Origin of the sequence: Reinekea thalattae (genome assembly GCF_008041945.1) — a bacterium.
In the GTDB taxonomy this organism is placed as follows: Bacteria; Pseudomonadota; Gammaproteobacteria; order Pseudomonadales; family Natronospirillaceae; genus Reinekea; species Reinekea thalattae.
Window position 1 is genome coordinate 775,076 of sequence record NZ_VKAD01000001.1, and the last position, 24,667, is coordinate 799,742.

Annotated in this window: 20 protein-coding genes and 1 riboswitch; of the genes, 8 read left to right on the plus strand and 12 right to left on the minus strand. The window is 45.8% G+C overall.

Annotated elements, in window-relative coordinates:
* Positions 1 to 38: 38 nt before the first annotated feature.
* From FME95_RS03575 to FME95_RS03635, 12 genes are all read right to left on the minus strand, one after another.
* A complete protein-coding gene (locus tag FME95_RS03575) occupies positions 39 to 833 on the minus strand; it encodes a cobalt-precorrin 5A hydrolase (RefSeq protein ID WP_147713051.1) in 795 nt (264 codons plus the stop codon).
* Positions 834 to 854: 21 nt separating this feature from the next.
* The gene (gene cobI, locus FME95_RS03580) at positions 855 to 1,583 is read right to left on the minus strand and encodes a precorrin-2 C(20)-methyltransferase (RefSeq protein WP_147713052.1); all 729 of its coding nucleotides are present in this window, start codon (positions 1,581 to 1,583) and stop codon (positions 855 to 857) included.
* A 104-nt stretch (positions 1,584 to 1,687) separates the two neighbouring features.
* Entirely contained in the window at positions 1,688 to 3,055 is a 1,368-nt protein-coding gene (gene cbiE, locus FME95_RS03585; RefSeq protein WP_147713053.1) for a precorrin-6y C5,15-methyltransferase (decarboxylating) subunit CbiE, read from the minus strand.
* Positions 3,055 to 3,696: a precorrin-8X methylmutase gene (locus FME95_RS03590; RefSeq protein WP_147713054.1), complete on the minus strand. Its 642-nt coding sequence runs from the start codon at positions 3,694 to 3,696 to the stop codon at positions 3,055 to 3,057. The genes cbiE and FME95_RS03590 overlap by 1 nt, the downstream gene beginning before the upstream one ends.
* Positions 3,693 to 4,451 carry a precorrin-6A/cobalt-precorrin-6A reductase gene (locus tag FME95_RS03595; RefSeq protein WP_147713055.1) on the minus strand — a complete coding sequence of 253 codons (759 nt, stop codon included), beginning with the start codon at positions 4,449 to 4,451 and terminating at the stop codon, positions 3,693 to 3,695. Before FME95_RS03595 ends, FME95_RS03590 begins: the two co-directional genes overlap by 4 nt.
* Positions 4,448 to 5,566 carry a cobalt-precorrin-5B (C(1))-methyltransferase gene (locus tag FME95_RS03600; RefSeq protein ID WP_147713056.1) on the minus strand — a complete coding sequence of 373 codons (1,119 nt, stop codon included), beginning with the start codon at positions 5,564 to 5,566 and terminating at the stop codon, positions 4,448 to 4,450. The genes FME95_RS03595 and FME95_RS03600 overlap by 4 nt, the downstream gene beginning before the upstream one ends.
* 24 nt (positions 5,567 to 5,590) lie before the next feature.
* The gene (locus tag FME95_RS03605) at positions 5,591 to 6,907 is read right to left on the minus strand and encodes a cobyrinic acid a,c-diamide synthase CobB (protein WP_147713057.1); all 1,317 of its coding nucleotides are present in this window, start codon (positions 6,905 to 6,907) and stop codon (positions 5,591 to 5,593) included.
* A complete protein-coding gene (gene cobO / locus FME95_RS03610; protein WP_147713058.1) occupies positions 6,907 to 7,497 on the minus strand; it encodes a cob(I)yrinic acid a,c-diamide adenosyltransferase in 591 nt (196 codons plus the stop codon). Before cobO ends, FME95_RS03605 begins: the two co-directional genes overlap by 1 nt.
* Before the next feature lie 13 nt (positions 7,498 to 7,510).
* Entirely contained in the window at positions 7,511 to 9,400 is a 1,890-nt protein-coding gene (locus tag FME95_RS03615) for an AAA family ATPase (RefSeq protein ID WP_147713059.1), read from the minus strand.
* A 112-nt stretch (positions 9,401 to 9,512) separates the two neighbouring features.
* Positions 9,513 to 9,750: riboswitch (cobalamin riboswitch) on the minus strand.
* Positions 9,751 to 9,867: 117 nt separating this feature from the next.
* On the minus strand, positions 9,868 to 10,782 hold the full coding sequence (locus FME95_RS03620; protein ID WP_147713060.1) for a siderophore ABC transporter substrate-binding protein: 915 nt from the start codon (positions 10,780 to 10,782) through the stop codon (positions 9,868 to 9,870).
* On the minus strand, positions 10,779 to 13,073 hold the full coding sequence (locus FME95_RS03625; protein ID WP_147713061.1) for a penicillin acylase family protein: 2,295 nt from the start codon (positions 13,071 to 13,073) through the stop codon (positions 10,779 to 10,781). The genes FME95_RS03620 and FME95_RS03625 overlap by 4 nt, the downstream gene beginning before the upstream one ends.
* A 184-nt stretch (positions 13,074 to 13,257) precedes the next feature.
* On the minus strand, positions 13,258 to 15,282 hold the full coding sequence (locus FME95_RS03635; RefSeq protein ID WP_147713062.1) for a TonB-dependent receptor: 2,025 nt from the start codon (positions 15,280 to 15,282) through the stop codon (positions 13,258 to 13,260).
* Positions 15,283 to 15,393: 111 nt separating this feature from the next.
* Between FME95_RS03635 and fes the strand changes: the two genes are divergently transcribed.
* From fes to FME95_RS03675, 8 genes are all read left to right on the plus strand, one after another.
* Entirely contained in the window at positions 15,394 to 16,725 is a 1,332-nt protein-coding gene (gene fes / locus FME95_RS03640; RefSeq protein ID WP_147713063.1) for an enterochelin esterase, read from the plus strand.
* A 180-nt stretch (positions 16,726 to 16,905) separates the two neighbouring features.
* A complete protein-coding gene (locus FME95_RS03645; RefSeq protein ID WP_147713064.1) occupies positions 16,906 to 17,715 on the plus strand; it encodes a siderophore-interacting protein in 810 nt (269 codons plus the stop codon).
* Between the two features lie 35 nt (positions 17,716 to 17,750).
* Positions 17,751 to 18,665 (plus strand): siderophore ABC transporter substrate-binding protein, encoded by a 915-nt coding sequence (locus tag FME95_RS03650; RefSeq protein WP_187265431.1) that lies wholly within the window; start codon positions 17,751 to 17,753, stop codon positions 18,663 to 18,665.
* A gap of 149 nt (positions 18,666 to 18,814) precedes the next feature.
* Positions 18,815 to 19,747: an ABC transporter permease gene (locus FME95_RS03655; protein WP_147713066.1), complete on the plus strand. Its 933-nt coding sequence runs from the start codon at positions 18,815 to 18,817 to the stop codon at positions 19,745 to 19,747.
* On the plus strand, positions 19,740 to 20,765 hold the full coding sequence (locus tag FME95_RS03660; RefSeq protein WP_147713067.1) for an iron chelate uptake ABC transporter family permease subunit: 1,026 nt from the start codon (positions 19,740 to 19,742) through the stop codon (positions 20,763 to 20,765). Before FME95_RS03655 ends, FME95_RS03660 begins: the two co-directional genes overlap by 8 nt.
* Positions 20,762 to 21,520, plus strand: coding sequence for an iron ABC transporter ATP-binding protein (locus tag FME95_RS03665; RefSeq protein WP_147713068.1), 759 nt, complete (start codon positions 20,762 to 20,764; stop codon positions 21,518 to 21,520). The genes FME95_RS03660 and FME95_RS03665 overlap by 4 nt, the downstream gene beginning before the upstream one ends.
* Before the next feature lie 245 nt (positions 21,521 to 21,765).
* Complete coding sequence (locus tag FME95_RS03670; protein ID WP_147713069.1) at positions 21,766 to 23,088, plus strand: DEAD/DEAH box helicase; 1,323 nt, start codon at positions 21,766 to 21,768, stop codon at positions 23,086 to 23,088.
* A gap of 473 nt (positions 23,089 to 23,561) precedes the next feature.
* Positions 23,562 to 24,638 carry an extracellular solute-binding protein gene (locus FME95_RS03675; RefSeq protein WP_147713070.1) on the plus strand — a complete coding sequence of 359 codons (1,077 nt, stop codon included), beginning with the start codon at positions 23,562 to 23,564 and terminating at the stop codon, positions 24,636 to 24,638.
* Positions 24,639 to 24,667: the final 29 nt, after the last annotated feature.

The window sequence follows — 24,667 nt, forward strand, 5'->3', positions numbered from 1 at the left end:
TCATTTGTCATTGCGCACAGCATGACATTGGTTCAGCTTTATTCATCCAAAAAACACCGCGCAATGGCAACTGTCGCCTTCGGTGTTTTAATTTTATTCAGCACTAACTCAGTATTATTGAGCTTCTGCTGATTTGAGTCGCTAGACACTGCCGCCATAGCCGCGACCAATGCGGCAGACTCAGCGACACCGTAAACGCCGACAGTGTTGTAAACGTATTCTGAGCGAGTACTCAACAGCGGCTCTACAACCTTGAGCCTGTCAACATCAAAGGTTTGGTATGGCAGTTTTAGGTCATCTGCCAATTCAATCAGGCCTTGCTCATCTGCCTTAATATCAATGCTATTTAGGCTGTTGATATCTGCCAATTTCAAATTGGTTTGCGTTAAAGCCTGCTGAAACAGCTCTGCCAAATGTTCTTTGGAGCAGCCTCGCTCACAGCCCATGCCAACGGCGTACACAGGTTTTAAATAGCCCTTTGCCGTGGTTAACACCAGCTGCGCTTGTAACTGTTCTGCAAGCCGTTGCGCCCAAGCATTGGCACCGCCTTCATGACCAGACAACAGTGGGATCACAAACTGGCCCTGCTCATCTAACACCAATACCGGCGGATCAGTAAGCTTGCTCTGCAACACTGGCGCCAAAGTACGCACAGCAATGCCAGTGGCACAAATTAAAATTAACGCATCGCCTTGCTGAAAAGCCGTTTGCACTTGCTGCGCAAAGGGTTTGGCATTAGCAAGGTGCTCGCTGTTCTCGACTAGGTCGACAAGACGTTCTGCCAAACGAGCGCCGCTGGCGGTTAACGAAAATATTTTAATCGGACGATTCATCTCGCCTGCTTTCCTTGTGTACTAAGAGCGATCACGCTGCGACGGAATAACCACAAACAATGAAAAGTAAGGCCCGCGCTTTGGATCAAGCTGAGTGATGTCGTCAGCGATAAATTCGTTTTCACGCGATATATTTTCTAGGTAGTGCGCTTCGTGACTGCGCCCTGCTTTAGCTAAGGCATTTAAAATAGTTTGCCGCTCTTTACCTGCTTTCATGATCACGACACTGTCGTGTGTTTTAAGCACTTCGGTTAGCGCTGCTTCATCGTGACGGCCAGAAGCCACGGCAAATGATTCGCGTAATAAAGTTAGCGGTTTTTTAATCGCTGCCGAGGCTGCATTTACCGAGCTAATACCAGGCACCACTTGGCAGCTGATACGACTTTCTAGCCGCTCTAACAGGTAACCGAATGAACCAAAAAACAATGGATCACCTTCACAAATAAACACCACCTTTTTACCGACAGTGACCAGCGTTTGTATTTTTTCGGCGGCTAAATCGTAAGCGGAATTTGCCGCTTCACGACCAATAAACATATTGACGGCGATCGGCAATTCAAGCTGCTCTTTCGTTTCGCCCTGCGCCAATTCGTTAACGTAAGACTGCCAAATATGACGACTGGTTGACTCGCCCTGCTCATTGCAAATATAGGCAATGACATCGGCCTCGTTAATGCAACGCGCCGCCTTTAATGTCATTAATTCTGGATCGCCTGGGCCTACGCCGACGCCAATAAAATTCCCTTGCATACTTACCTCTGTACTTTTTAATTGAGGACTTAAAACTTAATTGAGGACTTAAAAACTCACCACGAACTAACAACCTGCTGTGCTAAGTTAAACCCATAAACTGGCTACACTAAAAAATCGCCCAGCGCCGCAGCAATATCGGTATTAGATCGTTTAACCAATTTAAAGATTTCGACCGGTAACTTAGCTTGGTACTGCAATGCACTAGTTGTGTTTTGATCAGCCATTATCGAGCCCCGCTTAACCGCTAACTCGACCGATTCAACATCCGCGAGCTTTTGTGCAGCCAAGCGCTGGCAAAAATCAGCCAAGCATTGCTTGGTGCTGGCAATCACCGCGCTGCCAACCAAAACACCACCTAGCGGCAAGGCTTGCCAGCTGGTGTATAAAATAGACGCCAACTCGCCATCACTGCCGCCAACAAAAACCTTGCTCGGAGCGGCTAAATTTTTTAATGCCGCTGGCGCTTTACCTTCGACAACGGTGAGGTTTTTCACCACGCCAAATTTTTCGCGATTATGTCGCAAATACGCCAAACGCTCAGGTTGATATTCCACCGCCTGCACCTCGGCCTCAGGGTTCCAATAACTTAATTCGACCGCGACTCCGCCACAGCCAGCACCGACATCCCAAATCACATCACCGATACTCGGCTGTAAGTAAGATAAAATCAGTAAACGAACTTCTCGCTTACTGATCATGCCTTTGCCTGCTTCGGCACCGGTTTCAAAAAGCTCATCGGCAATACCCGGCGCTTGTGGTAGCCAGCCCGGGCCTTGTACCTCTATTACGCACACCAAAAGATCACCAAACAGCTGCGGCTTTTCAAGCAACTCTCTAACAGTAAAACACCGACTTCGACTGTTGGCACCGCCTAGGTTTTCGTGCACATGCAAAACAGAATCGGTAAAGCCAGTTTCGGCACACTGCTGTGCTAATGCATTCGGATTACTGTGCTGGTCAGTCAACACAACGAGCTTAGCCTTCGCTTTCAGCCACGGCCGTAAACTTAATAATGGCCGCCCATGCAAACTTACTACTTTTACATCTTGCAGCGATAAACCCTGCTGATGACAAGCCGCCTGAATACTACTGACCGCAGGATAAAAACCAATACTGGCAGACTCTGGTTTATTCAGTTTTAACCATTTACCGACGCCATAAAAGAGCGGATCACCGGAGGCGACAACAACAACTTGGCGCGGCTGTTTTTCAGACTCAAGCTGTGACTGCTGTTTCGGCTCTTGTTTCGATTCTTGTTGCGATTCCTGCTCAGTTAACGCCTGCGTTAAATCCGATAATGCATCGACTTGGACAAATTTATTTTTGCTGACAATAGCAGACAGCAAAGCCTGATGCCGCTGCCAACCAAAAACGACATCGGCATCAATCAACGCCTGTTGCGCTTCGCGACTCAAATCTGCCGGCACACTGACACCTAAGCCAACCACCTTAATCTGTAGTGTTGTCATTAATACAGCTCACCTGAGTTACAACGCAGTAAAGCATTGCAGCTGGCAGAAGCGACTGCACTGCCACCTTCTCGGCCAAGCAGCGTGATGCATTCAACACCTAAGGTTTGATGATGCGACCACAGTGCCTGTTTGGATTCCTGCGCACCGACAAAGCCAACTGGCATGCCGATAATTAACGCTGGCTTATCGGCGCCAGAGGCGATCATTTCGAGCAATTTAAATAACGCCGTTGGCGCATTGCCAATAATAACGATTGAGCCTGCTAAGTTTTCTTGCCAAAGATCTAATGCCGCCATGGTGCGCGTCTCAGCTTTTTCTTTTGCTAACTGAGCAACATCTGGGTGGTTCAAATAGCACAAAGGTTCCGAACTGATCATGCGTTTGGTAATGCCCTGCTTAACCATTTCGACATCGCAAAGAATCGGTGCACTCTTTTTAAGCGCCGCCATGCCAGCATGGCAGGCGTTAGCACTAAAGCGCACCTGTTCAGCTAAATGCGGCAAACCCAAACTATGCACTATACGCATTGTCACTTGCTGCTCTTCAATGCTTAGTTGCGATAAATCGGTAAGCTCACGGATCTGCCGAAAGCTTTCTTGCTCAATTTTTTTTGGGTCTTGCTCAAATCGAAATTTCATAACGTCTCTTTATTCTTTTGATCAAACAAACGCAACACCGCGTTAATGCATTCTTTGTCGTCGCTAAAACATTGATCTGCCGAAGCCAGCTTTGGCCTGCGCTGTAAAAAAACATCTAACTGCCGTTCACGTGCAACAGTTATTTTTGCCTCAGTGGCACGCCCGCCACTCTGTTTAGTCACCAAGGCATCCACTGAGTACTGAGTAAAAATTTGCTGCTCGTTCTTTTCATCAAATGGGCCAACCGCCTGAATCCAATGAACATTTTTTGGCAACTGAAAATCAGCGGCAATCGCCGTGCGATAAACCACCTGATCATGCTGTTTTGTCAACCTGATCAGCTGTTGCTCACTCAGTTGACCCACGGTAACAAAAGGTGTTTTTTTACCATCCAACTGCGTTATTAATTGTTCGACATGATCGAAAAAAAACCAGCGATCCGCTGCTGTTTGCTGCCAAGGCTTACGTTGATACTGCCAATAAGGAATCAACAATTGACGCGTAACAGTTGCGGCCGTGGCGGTCATTTTTTCTGCAAACGGATGCGTTACATCCAAAACAGCACGGATATTTTTTGCTGTTATAAACTTGGCTAAACCACCAAACTGCGTAAAGCCACCGCTAACCACTGGGCAAGTAATTTCTGGTTGGCGCACCTTACCTGCAATGCTATAGATAACCGGCACTTGCTTATCCTGTAACGTTTGGGCAAGGCGTTTGGCATCTTGAGTACCGCCAAGAATCAATAAACTCATAGGCTAGCTTCAAAGCCTTTTGTCGCCGCTTGCGCCAACAGTTCACCACGGCGATTAATGGCCAGCACTTCAAATTCAATTGGCCGTTTGATTTTTTGCACACAGACATTTAACGCCTGCTCGCACAAGGCTTGCGCTATATTAATACCACAGTCATGGCACAGCTCGACTACTTCGACACTGGTATTGGCGGCCAATATTTTTTGCTGCAACGGCTCATCGGCACCTAGGTTTTTTGCCGTCTGCGCTAGCGCGGTAAAATCGATACTTGAAACTCGACTGTGTAAATCCATATGGCCATTGGCTAACTTGCTGATCTTACCGATACCTCCACTGAGGCTCATTTTTGCCACCGGTAATTTTTTTAAATGCTTTAACACGGCGCCAACAAAATCGCCCATCTCAATCAAGGCGGTATCATTAAATTGATAGCGTTGCTGTAATAGCTGTTCACTGGCGTTGCCGGTGCTAGCACCTAAGTGTTGCAAGCCATTAGCATGAGCAACATCAATCCCCTGATGAATAGAGGCAATCCATGCAGCACACGAAAACGGCCGTACAATTCCGGTGGTGCCCAATATCGAAAGGCCACCCAAAATACCGAGTTTGGGGTTCATGGTTTTTTGCGCTAACTGCTCACCTTTAATAACACCAACCGTCACTAAAAAGCCGCCGCTATATTGATACTGCTGCGCTAAATCTTGCAGATGTTCCGTCATCATTTTTCGTGGCACAGGGTTAATTGCAGGCTCTCCTTTGGCTAACAACAAACCTGCTTTGGTGACCTTGCCAACCCCTTCGCCTGCGGCAAAATGAACGCCTGCATCGGTGATTAATTCCACCATGCTCCACAGCTCAGCGCCATGAGTAATGTCTGGGTCATCACCGGCATCTTTTATCGTGCTGGCTTTGGCGCTTTGCTGTGAAAGCCTCTGCGTCTGTACCGTCAGCTCAATGGTTTTGCCTCTTGGCAGGGTGACACTGGCGACCGTCGGCATTGCCGCATTTGGCTCAAACAAGGCGCGAGCAGCAGCAACAGAACAGGCAGTTGCACAGGTACCGGTGGTAAAACCAGTACGCAACGGCTGAACCTGTTCGCTGCTTTCTTGCCACATTAGTCGCTGCCTCGCTGCATAAATTTAACCTGCTGCCTTGTTACTGAATAGGCTAGCAACCGCGGCTGGATTAGATGCAAAAAATAGGTGTAAATAGCTGGCCGTGAGCGAGCCGTAACGATAGATTTCTTCGCCCGGCGCTGGGTGTCGCTGCCGCTTACCATAGCCGATTGGCTCTGGGGTTTGGGCACTGCGCGAACGGTGATGAGCATGGCCGCGCACGTCACCTTCTGGCAGTACTGCTGTTTGCATACCTTGGCAGCCTCGCTTACCACGCATGCTGCCTTGGCCCGGCATCAATGCCAGCATTTCAAATTGCTCGCCCGCCAAATCAGTCAGCTGTTCCATGCAATATAAAAAGCCACCGCATTCAGCCAGTATCGGTTTACCCTGCTGATGAAAGGCCGCTATCTGTTGTTTCATCGCTTTGTTTTCAGCTAAGGCTTGAGCATGCAATTCTGGATAACCACCGGGCAACCAAAGTGCATCGGCATCGGGTAATTGCGAATCTTGTAATGGCGAAAAAAAGCAAACCGAGGCACCCAAGCTTTCCAACAATGCCAAATTAGATTGGTAGATAAAACTAAACGCCTGATCTTTCGCGACCGCTATTTTAACTCCAGCCAACAGCGGCTCCATTACCTGTTCCGGCTCTGCAAAAAACTCAATGGCAGGTAATTCTGCAAGCCAACTTAGTAGCCGCTCGGCATCCAATAGGTCGGCGGCGGCTTCAAACCGTTGTTCTAGCTCATCACGCACTTCACTGGCCTGCACCAAACCTAAATGCCGTTCTGGCAGTGCGATTTCTTCACTGCGTTTTAACGTCGTAATTAGTGGTAAATCATCCGGCAGCGTTTGTTCTATCAATTCTTGGTGACGTTGCGAAGCGCAATTATTAGCAACCAAGCCGATAACCTTGCAGTCATCACGAAAGCGCGCCAACCCTGCAGCAACCGCGCCTGCCGTCTGTGCCATACCTTTAACATCCATAATCAATGCAACAGGAATATTAAAATAGGCGGCAAGGTCAGCACTGGAAGGAGAGCCATCAAACAACCCCATGGCACCTTCAACCAAAATAATATCGGCGCTTTGTGCTGCCAAATAAAATTGTTGACGGCACCAAGCTTCACCTGCCATCCATAAGTCGATTTGCACTACTGGGTTTTTCGAAGCTTGTTCTAATATTTGCGGGTCTAAATAATCTGGCCCAGTTTTAAAAATACGAACCTTCTTACCGTGTCGCGTCAATAGCCGAGCGATGGCCGCTGTCATCGTGGTCTTGCCTTGGCCTGACGCTGGCGCGGCAAAAAATATCGCTGGGCAGAGTGCAGAAGCCATCAGTATTCGATCCCTTTTTGCGCCTTAACACCTAAACGAAAAGCATGGCGTTCACACTTAACAATCGAGATGGTATCGGCTATTTCTTGCAATGCGGTATCCATAGTACGGCCAGTGATAATGACATTTTGCATGGCAGGTCGCTTTTGTAACGCTTCGACAACCGGTGCAACATCAAGGTAGCCATACTTGAACATATAGCTCATTTCATCGAACACCAGCATGTCGTACTGCTCATCACGCAACAGCTCTTCGGCCTTGGACCAAGCTTTTTCGGCGGCGGCAATATCCTGTGCTTTATCTTGTGTTTCCCAAGTAAAGCCATGCCCCATAACATGCCAATCAATCAGTGGGTGGTCTTTAAATAATTTGTATTCGCCGGTTTCACTGCGGCCCTTAATAAATTGGATCACGGCACATTTTTTACCGTGGCCGACCGAGCGAGCCATAGTGCCAAAGGCAGAACTACTTTTACCTTTGCCATCGCCCTTTAATAAAATAAGTACGCCACGCTCTTCTGTAGCTTTGGCGATTTTTTCATCCATGAAGGCTTTTTTTGCCGCCATGCGATCTTGATGTGACTTAGACATAACACAAACCTTTTTATAAAGCGTTCAACTGTGCAAGCGGAATATATTGAGCCTGCAAACGTTGAGAAATTTTTTCTGCCACTCCGCGCTTAACTGCCGAGTTTTCAATATCGATCACCGTGACGCGGCCTTGCAACATGGGCAAAGTTTCATCCAGTCGCACGCGACCATCGGTAATAATATAGCTATGCAATTGCACCTTAGATTGCTGCAACAAACAGCGCTGTTGAATTTTTACAGCATGCTGTACAGCCTGAACAAAAGGCGTTCCGCCACCGGCTTTAATTGACTCTAAAAAATCGCTAATATTTTTAGGTGCTCGGCGCATTGGCAGCAACAATTGCGACTGATCATTACCAAAGCCAACAATACTCACCTGCTCACGCTTTAAATAAGCCTGCCTTGCCTGCTTAAGAATCAAAGACTTTGCCAAATTAAATTGCTGGTTAGAAAGTACCGATCCAGATGTATCCAACAAAAATAAATGCATCACTAAACGAGCGGATCTTTTCGGCTGCCAGACCCAACGCTGCAATGGCCATTGCCCGGCATTTGCCGCAAGAGTTTTAAACCAGTGAGGTTTTTGGCTGCTTTCAGTATCGGCTTTACGACCTAGCGCATCACCTGTTTGTGCACTGCTGGTAAAGGATCGCACTGCTTGCGATGACTTTACACCAGCCTGCTGCTGCGTTTTTAGCGAAGGCGTTACGGCATAATCTGTAATGGATAGCGCTTCAAACTTTTGCGCCTTAGGTGGTAACGCACCCCAATCCTGATTTTCTTTCGTGTTACCTGAACTATGTTTATTGCCTGAATTCTGTTTGTTGTCTGAATCATAGTTACTTTTGCTTGCTGGGCCTTTTGAATTATCTGGCTCAGGTAATGACTGCGGACGATTATGAGTAGAGTCATCTTTAGCTTTTGGCCGTTGGAATTTTTTTTCGCCATGGTCAGTATCTGGCTGGCGTTGAGATGAACTTGGCGGCTGGTTTTGTGACGATGAGCTTTGTGATGAAGAGCTCGGTGGCTGACCACCCTGCTGGCGACGATGATCCAGCACAAACGACTCAACCATGAAGATGTCTTCTTCAGTAACCTCGGTACGCCCTTGCAACGCCGCATGTGCGCGTGCTGCTTGCAGCCAAACAATGTCGCCACGTAAGCCGTCTAGCTGCGCGTCGTAACAACGCTGTGCAATGGTTTTGCGCAAAGCCATATCGCATTGCACATCACTCAAAAGCTGTTGTGCCTGCTCAATCTGTTGTTGTAAATCTTGCTGACTTTGCTGATAGCTGGCAATAAATTCAGCTGGGTTTTGATCGAACGCTTCGCGTCTTGTAACCACTTCGATGCGATCTTGCACATCAAACTGATTAGAAAGCTGCACAAACAAACCAAAGCGATCGGTTAGCTGTGGCCGCAACTCACCTTCGTCTGGATTCATCGTGCCGATCAATACAAATTTGGCATCGTGTTGATGGCTTACACCATCACGTTCTACATAGTTAACGCCACTGGCGGCAACATCCAGCAGTTGGTCGACCAAGTTATCAGGCAGTAGATTGACTTCGTCAACGTATAAAATACCGCCGTGCGCTTTGGCTAGCAGGCCTGGCTGGAAGTCGACTTTTTGCTGCTCAACAACCTTATTCAAACTCAGGCTGCCAATGAGCATTTCTTCTGTGGTGCCAAGCGGCAAGTTCACAAAGGGCGAACCATTAGCTGCGCGCTGCGGTAATAAGGTAGATAGACTTTTTGCCAACGTCGACTTAGCACTGCCACGCGGGCCGCTAATAAGCACACCTCCGACCAACGGATTAACAGCGGCCAGCTTTAACGCTAACTTAAAAGAGGTTTGACCAAGAACGGCCGTAAAGGGATAAATAAAGGAAGTCTGTGTCATTCTGTTAGCCACCGTTACGATTAACGATCAGGCCACCGATACAGACAAAACGGCAAAACGCCGCAAACATACATGCAGTCATCGAGGATCCTCAAGCACCCACCGTGCTATTGATTAATCTAATAACCAGGCCGGTATTCGGGCTCCTAGAGAGGCGAGCAATTCGCCTGTCGATTACACCTTCCCAAACCACTATTTCAATAGCCAGTTCAGTGGTATTGCAATCTACTCTGTTAACCGATGCGGGGGCAGCGGCGGGGTTTTATGCTGTAAATAAACCAGCAAAAATACCGCACTTCCCGTTTAACTGGTCTCGATTGAGCGCCAGCACCTGATTAGCGAGCGCCGATAATAGCAGCTCGCCCTAGTAATTCCTATTATCCAGCAATGAATAAATCGGCACGCTGTATTGAGAATGAGAGCCGCGACACAGCCTACACATTGTGAGTAAGCAGCCCAGATGGCAATCACTGATGCGCGCTATACAGCTGCAATAGCTGATCTACCGAACGCTCGACTGCGCTCAGGCCGTAACCAACTGTGCCCCACACATAACCATCAAGATAAACCAACTGATTGTTCTTTGTCGCTGAAAGCTGATCAACCAGTTCATTATCGAACAGCGATACAGCATTACCCACCGGCAAACCAATCCCAGCATCACGATCTAAAACAAACAGCCAATCTGGGTTCACCTGAACCAACCATTCGAAGCTGATCAACTCGCCATGTTCGGTACCTTTACTGTCATCGATTGCAGATGGAATACCCAGTTCATCATAAAACCAACCAAAGCGTGAGCTTTGATCAAATTTGTACAGCTGCCCACCACGAACCACCACGAGTAAACCATTACCTTGCTGGCTGGCTAGCTGACGCAACGTAGAAATTTTGCCATCAATGCGATCTAGAATATCTTGCGCCTCTGGTCGTTTATTAAAATGATCAGCAATCTGTAAACTGCTTTGATGAAACTGAGTTAAAAAGTCACCACCCCACACCGAGGCATCGAGCACCGTTGATATTTTTGATAGCTGCTGCTTATGATTCGCAGAGCGCGGGCCAATGATGATTAAATCCGGCTCTAGCGCTGCGATGGCTTCTATGTTCGGTTCAAAAAAAGTACCAACATCCTGATACTGCTCGGTTTGATAGCTCGATAAATAATTCAAAGCGTATCGCTTAACCAAACCATGCACGGGTATTTCCAATGCTTGCAAGGTATCTAATGACGCCAAACTCAAACTGACCACAACCGGATCTTTATTATTTTCAGTTTGCTTCGCCACCTCAGTTTCATCCGAACAGGCGCTGATTAAAACCACCATCACGCTCACTACGATTAGGTAAAGTTTTTGTCGCATGAATTGTTCAGTGCTCATAGCATCTCCCCTTGTTGAGCAGTTTCAACTGATGTAATTGCCGTTAAATTTAATAGCAACCGCTCACCCGAATTATCAAACCCATCAGATAAAAAAGGTGCTCTATAAAGTTGTTTATTTGCAAACATCGCTAATTGCCGAGATCGACTGTTTGAGTCAATCGTTTCACGTTGACCGTGGCTGAGTAATACATCAGCGACTAATTTTTCTTGCTGCCAATGCACCCTCTGTATATAAACAGTGCCAAATAAAATCACCGCAAAACCCTTATCAGTCAGCTCGCCAGGCATCTCACCGTTTAACAAACCTTCTTGGTACGAACCGCCATGCATTGGAATCAAACCGCCATCTGCTTGTTGGTGCAGCACCGAACCCCAAGACGCATTCAGCGCCAAATTGCATTGTTCCAGCGTATCGATTGCCGATTGCATAGCATCGACCAATTCACCAGCATTCCGCTGATTTAATAACAGCTGCGAACCTTTACTAGGGTCTCCACTGGCAGGCGCGACCAACAGCCCCTGAGCAATAAGCTGACTCCAAAATTGGTTAAACAGTAACGCCCCTGTGGATTCGGCATTATTTTTTTGATCCCACTGAGCAAGAATTTGAAAGCCACGACTGACCGACTCACTCAAATCAACATTGCTGAGTTTAAGTAAGATGTCGTCTAAAAAGGTTTCTGCGGCATAATTACGGTTATCAAAAATAACCTGAAGAACATGCTCTGGTTTTACTGCTTGCGCCGCGACTAATTCGCTCATACGTCGATAAGACATGATTAATCTAGGGTCATAGCGCAAACCAGCAGCTATCGGTTTAGCTAATTGGTAGTCTGCTTTATGTTGACCAAACACCGAGGCGTAATCCGGCTGTTCCTTGCCATACTCGGTGAACTTATAGCTGTTGTTGGTATTATGAATAATGCCGCGCGAATGAATCGTTGGATAAAAGCTGGCATCTGCCAATTGAATATTGCCATTTGCATCTCTTAAAAAACTTTCCGATTTACTGCCATCAAGCACATTAAAAGCAGCATCGGGTAAACGAACATGGCGGCTCACCATCTGATCATCAGTTAACGCAGGTGCGCGCCCTGCAATAACATAACCAACATAACCGTGTCGGTCAGCCACTACAAGCTGACAAAGTATGCCGCGATTTTGTTCAATGGCATGGGTAAATTCTTCCGTGCTGGCTGATTTAGCCGCCGCTAAAAACTGATCCAAACCCGCTGCATTGTTTTCATTCGGGTTGGTAATGGCGTACCAGCCTTCAGGCTTACCCGGCCGCTCAGGTAATTTATAAACAATACCGATTTCGGATTCCAAAAATGAATACTGCTGCTGCGCAACAGAGCCATTATTTTGCAGTACAGGAATATCAATTGTGCGAATCGCTAACGCTCGCTTTTCACCGTCGACCCGATAGTAGTAACCAGTATCGTCGCTCTCTAGCTTCATTTTTTGCAGCACAAACGGCGTTACCGTGGCGGCATCTAAAATACTCCACGAAACATCTGAGTTATAACCTGTCATCGGTAATGGGAAGCCTAAAAATGAACTGCCAGCAACATCCAGTTCGCCCTCTATCGTCAGGTGATATTGATGCATATAAATTCTTTGCTGATGGGGTGTTCGCTGCCACGCCGAATGAGGATTCCCCAACAGTATTGAACCAAAACCCTTTGCGACATCACCACCAAAGGCCCAAGCATTACTGCCAAAGCCACCCTCTTGGATCACCTCTTTTGTGTGCGGTGAATGCTTCAATTCATCAGCACAAACCGACAGGGTCGAGGCCAATAAATGAGGGCCCATTTCTACCAGTTCTTTCATAATGCCAAATCGCATAGTAAAGCGAATCACATCAGCAATACTAAAAGTCACCAAAGGCTCACCAGCTAAGCGTTCGGTTTTTTGCTGCTCTGTTAAACTGGCAACATAATGATTCAGACCGCTGACATAGCCTTGAACATAGTCTTGTGCCTGTTGCGTTAACGCTGAAAACGAATTATTCCCCCATTCGTCAGGCAACCGAATACGATACATCAAGTCTGAGTTGAGGTTGGTGGTCTGTAAAAAACCTACGGTAGAAATACCTTCTGCACCATAGTACTTACAACGCTCACCGCGTAATGCAATCGCTTGGCCGCACAGCTCAGCAAGCCGATCTTGAGCATGGGCATAGCCATAACCCACCCCTAAGGCATAATAGTTTTTCGCCTTGATATGAGGCACATCATATTCAGACCAATGGATCTCTACGTTTTGATCATCTAATACAGACATCTGTTCGCTCTTTTTCTGGTTCTGGTTCTGGTTCTGGTTCTGGTTCTGGTTCTGGTTCTGGTTCTGGTTCTGGTTCTGGTTCTGGTTTGAATTATTGATTAACTCCACAGATCGCAATACGTAAAAAGCCCGCTTGCGCGGGCTTAATCGTTTTTACAATACTAAAACCTAATATCTAACAAGGTTACATACGGTAGGTTAAATTAAAACCAACAGTACGAGTTTGGCCAACAGACCAACGGTCACTATTATCAAAATAGATAATTTCTTCATTGGCTAGATTTTTAATATAAACATCCGCTTCTAAATCATTCCAAATGTAGCCTGCACGCAGGTTCGCCGTCACATAGTCACCTGCAAGCAAGTCTTCATCGTTACTTAAATCAGAATAGTATTCACCAACATACATAACATCAGCAGAGACCTTAAACGAATCACCTAAATACTGCGTAATGCCAGCACTCACATCAAATGCAGGAGCACTCGGTAACTCATTACCTTCGTAAGCAGAGTCTGCGCTATAACTCACCACTTCTGTTTTAGTAAACCCAACTGAGCTACTTAATTCAGTCGATGCAGTTACAAAACTTGAGCCCGCGATCTCAACACCATAGGTACGAGCATCATCAACGTTTTCAATTTTATAGGTCGATGAATTAAGTGCTTGATAATCGGCGTAATCATTAAAGAACAGATTTACAGTTACTAAAGAACTGCCTTGCGTAGCAATTAAACCTGCCTCATAGGCTATAACTGTTTCTGAATCGTATTCGTAATAATCCCAATCGTAATCGTCCCAAAAATCGTAACCTTCACCACCCGCGTTATAACCTTTGCGCACGGAAGCATTTAAAGTCACTGCATCGTTAACATCGTAAATCGCTGCAAGTTTTGGTAAGACAATAGTTTCATTTGAGTCTGTAGCATAATCAATTGAGCCGGTTGCAGAGCGAGCGATATCTTGGTTTTCAACTCGACCACCTGCAATAACTCTCAAAGCTGGCACTACTTGATACGTCGCTTCACCATAGACTGCCATACTGGTGGTTTCAAAATCATTCACCCAAGATGTAGAAACGCCCTGGTCCTGTTGATTATTGGCATAATACAGACCTGCAAGTGCTGATAGTTTTGAATCAAGCGCCGTCAGCTGAACTCTATTTTCAAGCGCTAGGTTTTGCGTATCTGAGTAGACATCAAATGAACTCGGGTACTGTGCAAACTCAACATTTTGAACACCATAGCTAGCATGGAATGAATTGCTTAAAGATTGACTAAACTGATAGTCGACATCTGAGGCTACGCTGTAAGTAACCGAATCCTGAATTCGAGTATTAGCGCCATCCAATACATTAGTGGCATCATCATCATTGGCCCAGTTCAAATAGTTACCTTCAAAAACACTGTAGTTAGTTGTTAGTTTTGCGCTTAAGCCAGAAAGTGCCGCAGGCTCCCACAACAGTTTTAAGCGACTATTAAGATTATCCATGTCATCTAAATCGTCGAGGTTATCGATCGCCGTAGAGCCTTCGGCATAGGTCATGTAGCTTTCGCCAGTAGAGCCGTCTATAGCTATTCGATACGCTAACTCATCATCAATAATTGGACCGGAACTCATAACCGCTAGGTTAGACATGAAGTTGCCGTTCTCGTACATTTCACTGCCAGCACGAACAGCGCTTTGCCAAAAATAAGTTGGGTCATTAGTGGAAGAGACCATAGCTCCACCTATAGAGCTGTTACCCTGTAAGGTAGATTGCGGGCCTTTTAGAATTTCAACCTGAGCTACATCCCATAAATTGCTAGGCGTAAAGTTATAACCTGCCCAGGATTGAGATACGCCATCGACTAGGGTCGCGACCCTTGCTGCCGCTCCAGTTCTAAAAGCAATTCCACCCGTTGCGGAGCCCTTACCATCGATACCTCGAATAGTCACAGAACCAAAGCCAGTCGTCGTTACATTGGCAGCACTTGCCGCTACTTCATCAACACTTTTAAATTCTGTTGTAGTCAAATCGGAGCCACCAATAACAGTAACTGCGGTGGTCGTATCTTTAATTGATTTTTCTACCTTTTCACCCTTAACAACTATTGTTTCAGCAGTACTGGCAATTTCAGCCTCCTCTGCAAATGCTACATTAGTGGCGAAAACTAAGGAGCCAAATAATGTTAAGCCTTTTATATAAGGGTTGTGACCTAAAACATTCATAACAACTACTCTTACTTGATAATTAGAATGCAAATGATAATTACTTTCATTTACAATACAACCAAGAAATACAGACAAACGTAAAAACTCATCGTCGATAATGTGGAATTTATGCGTACTTTAGATATTCGAGAATGCCTTAACCCTGAAAACAGAATTCAACCAGAGCAGGCAAATTTAACGGCACTATTAATATTAGAATCATTCAATGAGACAGATATCGGCTCCAATAACTGGTGGTCAGCCATTAAAAAAACCGGCACGCCTGTTTTGTTTGAAATCGACAGCAACTGGGTTGATGCCATTTTTTTATACCAAAAAAAGCCTGAAGATAATTTTGAAAATCTCTATATCCATATTAGCGGCATAACAAATCACCACTGCTTTCAATTGGCTGAATTCGAACAGTTCAATCAAACAGACGTTTGGCTTTTTCGTTGCAGGTTGGCAAAAAACTGGCGCGCCAGCTATCAACTACTGCCACGCTTTTCACAGCAAATCCGTGAGCCACTAACCGGCTCTCAAATGGAAAAACAATTACAGCATCGACAATTTTTGATCCAGCTTTTTGAGTCTGCAATTGCAGACCCATTAAACAACAATAACCTGCCCCACTGCCCTTGGGGAAAGAAGCATTCGGCGTTATCCATGCCCAACGCCATACCACAAACAGCATGGCAAACGTTCGACAATCAAAGCTATACACAAGAGCAAAATAATTTAACTCGACACAGCTGGCTGAGTAACCAATTGCAGCAAGAGCGTCACTATTGGCTGTTTAATACCAGCAACACCGAAGATAGCAAAGACTTACCACTGGTTATTTTATTGGATGGCGATTTTTGGGCCGAGACATTGCCGATCAGCGGCGTAGTACAACAACAAACTCAGCAGGGCCATTTGCCTGCGGCTGTTTATCTGTTTATTGATAGCATCGACGGTAAACAACGCATGCAAGACTTAATGGGCAGTGACGATTTTTGGTTTGCCATCAATAACGAGCTCATTCCGGACATTGCCAGTCAATTACCCATTACCGAAAAACCCGAGCATACAGTGGTAACAGGCCAAAGCCTGGGTGGTCTTTCGGCACTGTATGCGGCACTAAAGTGGCCGCAGCGATATGGCGCTGTACTGAGTCAGTCAGGTTCATTTTGGTGGCCCGATAATCGACTTATTTTTCAACAAGACTCAGAAAAAATTGCACTTACAGACGAGATGCAACAACTCTTAGAGCTGGGCGCACAACGCCCAAATAAATTAAATGTATTTATGGAAGTTGGTAGCGCTGAAGAAGCGATGGTGCCACTTAACAACGCTGTCTTTAATGCCTTGAAACAACAACAGCACAGCATCGACTTTCGCCACTTCGCTGGCGGCCATGATCGCTATTGCTGGCGTGGTGGATTAATCGAGGGCTTAACCAAACTGCTTAATACCTAACTGGCCTAATACCAAACCACTTACATACCGAACCACTTATATACCGAACCACTCGATCAGTCAGCACAGAAAACGCTATGAACCTTGGCGAGCATCAATATCAGCTAGTAACGATACTGATTCCTATTTACATTTAATGGTGAGTTAGATACTCTGCGCAGCGATATCAAAGGGGCTGATATGAAACCACTCAAATTAACCGTTGTTGAAAAGATATCGCTCAACCAACAGATGCAACGCTTGGTTTTAGCGCATCCTGAGCTTGATGACGCCCGTATTCCAGAAGATTTTGGCGGCCTGCATATCAAGTTATTATTTAAGCAACCGCATCAATCCGAATTAATGCTACCAGAGCCGATTGAAGGCAAATTGCATTGGCCGCCACGAGAGCTAAAACCGCTGGCGCGCACCTACTCTATTTCTGATTACAACGCAGCCAAAAACAGCATTAGTGTCGATTTTGTCAAGCACGACCCTGCCGGTATCGCCTCAGAATTTGCAAGCCAGTGTCGCATTGGCGATCAAGTCGGCCTAGGTGGGCCTGGTCCAATGCGCATGGCAAACTATGCCGCTAGCCATTATCTGTTCGTCGGTGACCTTTCTGCCGTGGCTGCCATTGCCGCTGCGATTAAGCACCTACCTGAAAAAGCCGATGTAACTGTACTTATTGAACTGCCCGAGCAGAGCGATGCTAACAACATTAAGCAACTGTACTTTGCAGAAATGAACCACCGCTTAGAATTTATTGAGCAACGTTTTTCTCCCGAACAAACTCTCCTGCCCTGCATTGAGCAACTGGGTATCGCAGGCAGCCATGATTTATGGAGTATTACGCTTGCTGGAGAACACCATACTGTTGTCAGTTTAAAAAAATATTTTTTGAACAACGGCATAACAAAAGATCGACTGTACGCCGTGCCTTATTGGCGTAAAGATTTTGATGAAGAAAGCTATCACGAGCTTCGCCATGAAGCGATGGATGCAGAATAAACATAAACCTGTTTTTTTAAGGAACGGTGATGAACATGCGAATAAAAAGTAGCAACTTGATTAAAGCAACAACAGCCATTGCACTTTCTGCGCTAGTGAGCACAGCATACGCAAAAACAATTGAACACACTCAAGGTAAAACTGAGCTAGAAAAAACGCCAACAAACATCATTGCGTTAGACTTAGCCGCGGTCGATACTCTAAGCACCTTAGGCGCTAAAATCACCGGCTTACCTAAGCCTCATGCCTTTAGCTACCTAGAAGAATTTGCTGGCGATGAATACATTTCGGCTGGCTCTTTTTGGGAACCAGATTTTGAAACTATTGCCGCTACGCAACCGGATTTAATTATTACCGGTGGCCGTAGTCAAAAACAGTACCCAGCGATGAGCAAAATTGCACCGACCATTGACTCAACCGTTTGGGGCGAAGGCTTCTTAACTCAGTTTTACAACACCACCGAAATGCTTGCCGATGCAGTAGATAAAACAGATGTTGCTGACGCGCAATTAGATGCTATTAAAGCGCGTATCGAGACGATTAAAACATCTGATCTAAACAACAAAAACGCACTATTTATCCTGACCAGCGGCGGTAAAATTTCTGCCTTTGGCCCAGGCTCTCGCTTTGGCTGGATCTATGACGACCTTGGTATTGAGCCAGTAGTAAAGGATGTTGAAGCAGAAACTCACGGCGACCCGATTTCATTTGAGTTTTTACAGAAAGTCAATCCAGACATGATTTTTGTGATGGATCGTGATGCTGCCATTGGCCAAGACTCTAATGCTGCCGCAGCACTGTTAGACAACGAATTAGTGCATCAACTAACGGCTTACAAAAACGACGATATCGTTTATTTAGACGGCTACGCCTGGTACATGGTGAGCTATGGTTTAACCGCTATGGATATTCAGCTTAGTGAAATAGAAGCGGCTTTGGGAATCAAGTAAGCACCCAACGCTAATAGCATGATGCAAATGTAAACCGTTGCGGCTTAAATAGCGCAACGGTTTATTTGGTTAACTAGCGCTATGATAAATGGCGACGACTGTCTCAACTCAACCCTTTTCAATACCGAAAACAACGGCCGCGATTATTTATGAAATTATTCCTGTCTGCTTGCCTAATTATGTGCTTGGCCATTGTCAGCCTATTTATTGGTGTGGCAGAAATTTCCTCGTATGAAGAATTTAAATCGGTGGTGTTTCTTTCACGTTTGCCGCGCACCTTGGCTGTTATTCTGACCGGCTTGTCTCTTTCTGTCGCTGGTGTTGTTATGCAAGCGCTGGCCAAAAATAAATTTGTCGAACCCACCACCACCGGAACCGTCGAATGGGCTGCGCTGGGTATTTTAATGCTACTGATCTTTTGGCCCGAAGCGCCGATGAGCATAAAACTGATTATCGCCTGCTTGTTCTCGATGGTAGGTGCGTCAACTTTTTTATTTATTTTAAGCCGCATTCAATTACAGAGTGATCTTATTATTCCATTAGCGGGCATTATGTATGCTGGCGTTATCAGCTCTGTTATTACCTTTATTGCTTATCGCTTTGATTTGGTTCAATCCATATGGATATGGATTCAAGGCGACTTTTCGATGATTCTAAAAGGCCGCTACGAACTGCTTTGGCTTTCGGCCATTCTATGTGTACTGGCCTACTTTACTGCCGACCAATTCACCCTTGCCAGCCTCGGTAAAAACACTGCTTTAAATCTTGGCCTTAATTATCATTTAACGCTTTTTTGGGGTGTCACCATCGTTGCTTTGATCTCCGGTATTACCGTCGTCATTGCCGGCATCATCCCGTTTGTCGGTTTGGTGGTGCCGAATATTGTCAGCCTAATTTTTGGCGACCATTTTAGAAAATCGTTGCCGTGGGTAGCGATTATCGGCACAGGCCTAGTGCTTGCTTGCGATATTTTAGCGCGCTTACTTGCCTACCCATACGAAGTACCTGTCAGTACGGTTATGGGTGTCGTTGGTAGCATCTTATTTTTAATCTTACTGACCAAACAAAAACACCATGCCTAGCCTATCAAATACTGTCGCAGCCAAAGCCAAGCAACCCTCTAGTTCATCTAGCGGACGAGCGCTAACTGGATTTACCAGCGGCTGGCGCATTCTACTGTTGCTGACTTTATTACTGGCCTCTATTGGCTTATTTTTAGGCTGGAACGTAAAAGCCAGTTGGGCGTTCACATTAGAATACCGTGGTTACAAATTACTGACCTTGCTGATTGTCGGCGCAGCGGTCAGCATCGCGACCCTGTTATTCCAAACCATTACTGCCAACCGAATTTTAACGCCCGGTATCATGGGCTTTGATTCGATGTATATTTTGATTCAAACCCTGCTGATTTTTTTACTCGGCAGCGTAGGTTTTGCAACCATTAGCCCCTACTTTAAGTGGGCACTGGAGTCGGCAGTCATGCTTGGTGCAGTGATGATTTTAACCTCGATATTATTTCGTGGCACTGCCCGCTCGCTGCATTATTTAATTTTAGTCGGCATTATTTTAGGTGTACTTTTCAATAGCTTAGCTTACCTATTTATTCGCCTACTCGACCCAACCCAATTCTCCGTATTACAGGATTCAATGTTTGCTTCCTTTGGTTCAATTGAGCCAAGTCTACTGTTAATTTCTGGCTTAGTATTTTTGCTGGCGATCGTGGTTTTGTATCGCTTGCATAGTGAGTTAGATGTCATGCTGTTGGGGCGCAACAGCGCGCTTAACCTTGGTGTTAATTTTTCTCAGCGCACTTTTTTAGTATTAGCATTGACCGCTATTTTGATTGCACTTTCTACCGCATTAGTTGGCCCGATTTCATTTTTTGGCTTGCTGGTTGTACACCTCACCTACCGTTTATGCGGCAGCTATAAGCACCGAGTTATGCTGCCATTTGCCGCTATTCTTGGAATGTTGACCTTAGTGTTTGGTGAATTTTTACTGCAACATATCTTTCAATTTAACACCCGCCTTAGCATTATTATTGAGTTTATTGGCGGCACTTTCTTTTTACTTCTTATTATTAAGCAGGGTAAAGCATGATCGAATTCAAGCAGGTTTCTTTATCTATTCGGGCAACGCCAATACTCAAAAACATCAATCTAAGTATTGCTCCCACTGGCCTTTGTTCCATCATTGGCCCCAACGGTGCAGGTAAATCGACCTTGCTTTCAGCACTGACACAGAGCGAAAAAATAGACAGCGGAGAAATCCTGATTGATGGCTTGGCGATCCAAGATGTCGATAAAAACGCCCTCGCCCGCCGCTTGTCGATTCTGCGCCAAGACAACCATATTGCTGCTCGGCTGACGGTTTTAGATTTAGTCACCTTTGGTCGTTTTCCGTATCACAAAGGCCGACCAAGCAAAGACGACATGGCACAAATTGAATCTGCCATTGAATTTTTAGACCTAAGTGATTTAAAGCACCGCTTTTTGGATCAAATTTCTGGCGGGCAACGACAACGTGCATTCATTGCCATGGTATTAGCACAGGACACGCAATACATCTGCTTAGATGAACCGCTGAATAATTTAGATATGAAACACAGCCAAGCCATTATGAAGCGCCTGCGTCAGGCCTGTGATGAGTTAAACAAGAGCATTATTGTGGTACTGCACGATATTAACTTTGCCGCCAGCTACAGCGACACCATTGTCGCCATGCGTGATGGTGAAATCCTGCATACCGGCACTCCTAACAGCATCATGCAAGATGCCGTGTTAGAAGAGCTGTACGACATGCCACTCAACGTACAGCAGATTAACGGTAAGCCTCTGTGCTTGTATTACAGCTAGCTATTCATAACTCTCTTAGCTCTTAGCAATTAGTGTGATTAGCGCCTAGTAAGCGCCCAATAAGTAGCCGTGACGTAGTTTAACCAAGCAGCATTATCCATAAACCAAGCTAGCAGCCCAAAAGCACTAGCTTCAGCGTGCCCCTAAACTTGCGTATTAGTGTTACACTGGCAGTTATCTAACGTCACATTGCATGTGGCGACATCTGTGTATACACACGCCTACTTATTGAACTGCACCTATCTATGAATTTTAATACTCTTGGCTTATCTGAAGCCATTTTGAAAGCCGTTAACGAACAAGGCTATGAAACGCCGACTCCGATTCAAGAACAAGCCATCCCAGCCGTTTTAGAAGGCCGCGACATCTTAGCGGCAGCACAAACCGGAACCGGCAAAACCGCTGGCTTCACCCTACCGATGCTGGAATTACTCAGTAAGCAAACCTTACCAAACAGCAAGCATTTACGTGGCAATCAGGTACGAGCACTGGTATTAACGCCAACACGCGAACTGGCAGCGCAAATCCAAGAAAGTGTCGATCAGTACGGCAAGTACTTATCTATACGTTCGACCGTTGTTTTTGGTGGCGTAAAAATAAACCCACAAATGATGAAGCTGCGCGGCGGTAACGATATTTTAGTGGCAACGCCCGGGCGACTAATGGACTTGTTCCAACAAAAGGCAGTTAAGTTTGATCAGTTAGAAATTCTCGTACTAGACGAAGCCGACCGAATGTTGGACATGGGCTTTATTCATGACATCCGTAAAATCTTAAAGCTGCTGCCAGCTAAGCGCCAAAACCTGATGTTTTCAGCAACCTTTTCTGACGACATTCGCACCTTGGCAAAAACCATCGTCAACAACCCTATTGAGATATCGGTAACACCTAAAAATGCAGCCGCTCAAACGGTTGTGCAGAGTGTTATTCCTTGTGAGAAAACACAAAAGACTGCGCTACTTATCGACTTAGTACAAACTCGCCAGTGGCATCAGGTATTGGTTTTTTCTCGCACCAAACACGGCGCTAACCGCATTGTCACCAAACTGTTAGCCAAGGGAATTCCTTCGGCGGCGATTCATGGCAACAAAAGCCAAGCGGCACGAACCAAAGCACTGGCTCAGTTTAAGTCCGGAGAAGTCCAAGTATTGGTGGCTACCGATATTGCTGCTCGCGGTATTGATATTGACCAACTGCCTTACGTGATTAACTTTGACTTACCGAATGTGCCAGAAGATTACGTCCACCGTATTGGCCGAACAGGCCGTGCTGGTAGCGAAGGTGAAGCGGTTTCGTTTGTAGCGGATGATGAGTTCTCACTACTCGCCGATGTTGAAAACTTTATTGGCAAAATTTTAGATCGAGTTATTTTTGAAGGCTACGACACCGCTCGGCCACTGCCAGAATCTCAATTAAAACCACTGAAACCTAAAAAACCGAAGAAGCCTAAAAAGCCGCGCTCACCACAAAGCAACGGCCAAGGCAGCGCTCAAGCAAACGCCGACAAGCCAAAACGTCCTCGTAGACCTCGACGTTCTAAACCAAAGCAGAGCAAAACCGATTCATAAAAGCTTATGGTAAAAAGGCTGTGAATAAAAAACAGTTAAATAAAAAGGGGCCCTAACGCCCCTTTTTTTATAGCCCGTTTATAGCCCGTTTATAGCTCACTAGATTGGCTTAACCCTCAATTAAATCCACCCGCTGTAAAACCACCTATTTTAAAAAACCAATCTTGTTGTGCGCTGAAATAACTTGCTACATAGGCAACACTAGCTGCTGCCTATAAATGGCACGAGATAAAGACAAGACGCACTAAAAAGGCGCTCTTTGTTGTTCTCTATCATAAAAATTACCCGCGTCGCTTTACAACGCCTGAAACAAAAGTGTCATATAAATCAGGTTAGATAATCGATCGTTTTCAGTTGACTGGCCATTTACGCAGATTATAGTGATACCGACAGTAGATATTAGGTATACAACTTGCAGTAGGTCTGTCATCTGTAAGAAACAGTTACGACTACAGTCTATTAGGAGACCCAAGATGGTTGTTAATGTTAAGAAGATAGGTGGTATCAGTTTAGCAACGGCATTGCTCACCGCTATGCATTCATACGCTGGCGCAGAAACACTGCGACTACTGACTTGGGGCGGCTACGCACCAGAAGATGTGATTGCTAAATTCGAAGCGGAAACTGGCCACACGGTTGAAGTGACGACCTCTAATAACGAAGAAATGATTGCTAAGTTACGTGCTACCCGAGGCGGTGGTTTCGACCTTGCACAACCAAGCCAAGACCGTATCACCAGCGCTCAAGAAGAATTCGGCATCTACAAGCCAATGGATATGTCGAAAATCAAATCTGATCTCTTCATCCCATCTATGCTCAGCGCTACCGCAGCCAACACCACTTTTAAAGGTGATGTTTATGGTTTACCGCATGTATGGGGCACCAGCGGCCTAGTGGTTAACACAGCACAGGCTGGCAATGTTAAAGATTACACCGACCTATGTGATGCATCGGTCGCTGGCAAAGTTTCTTACCGCCTTAAGCGCCCTACGCTGATCGGTTTTGCTTATTCTATGGGCATGGACCCATTCGCCGCTTACGATGATGCTGACGCTTACCAAGCCATTCTTGATAAGGTTGAAGCTAAGCTAACTGACTGTAAGCCAAACGTGAAAACATACTGGAGCGGTGGCGACGAAATTAAAAACCTATTGCGCTCTGGCGAAGTCGTTGCTGCAATGGCGTGGGATACTGGCGGTTGGCAACTAAATGCTGATAACGCAGACATCACCTTCGTTGCACCAGAAGCCGGTGCTCTTGGTTGGATCGATACCTTTGTCTTACCTGCTCGTGGCCGTGCAGACCAAGCCGCTTACGACTGGATCAACTTTGTTATGCAACCAGAAATTGCAGCGATGATTACCAACACAGCAGGTAACTTTACCGCTGCGGTTGATGGCGATGCTGGTGTTACTGCCGAGCTAAAAGCACGTTACCAAAACAGCTTTGATCAGGCTGCCATCGATAACATCAAATGGTACCCACCTGTACCCGCTGGTTTAGAAGCGTTAGAAGGCGCGACACTAGACCGCATTAACGCGGCTAAGTAAGCTTTTAAATTGACTTAACTTTTGAGTCA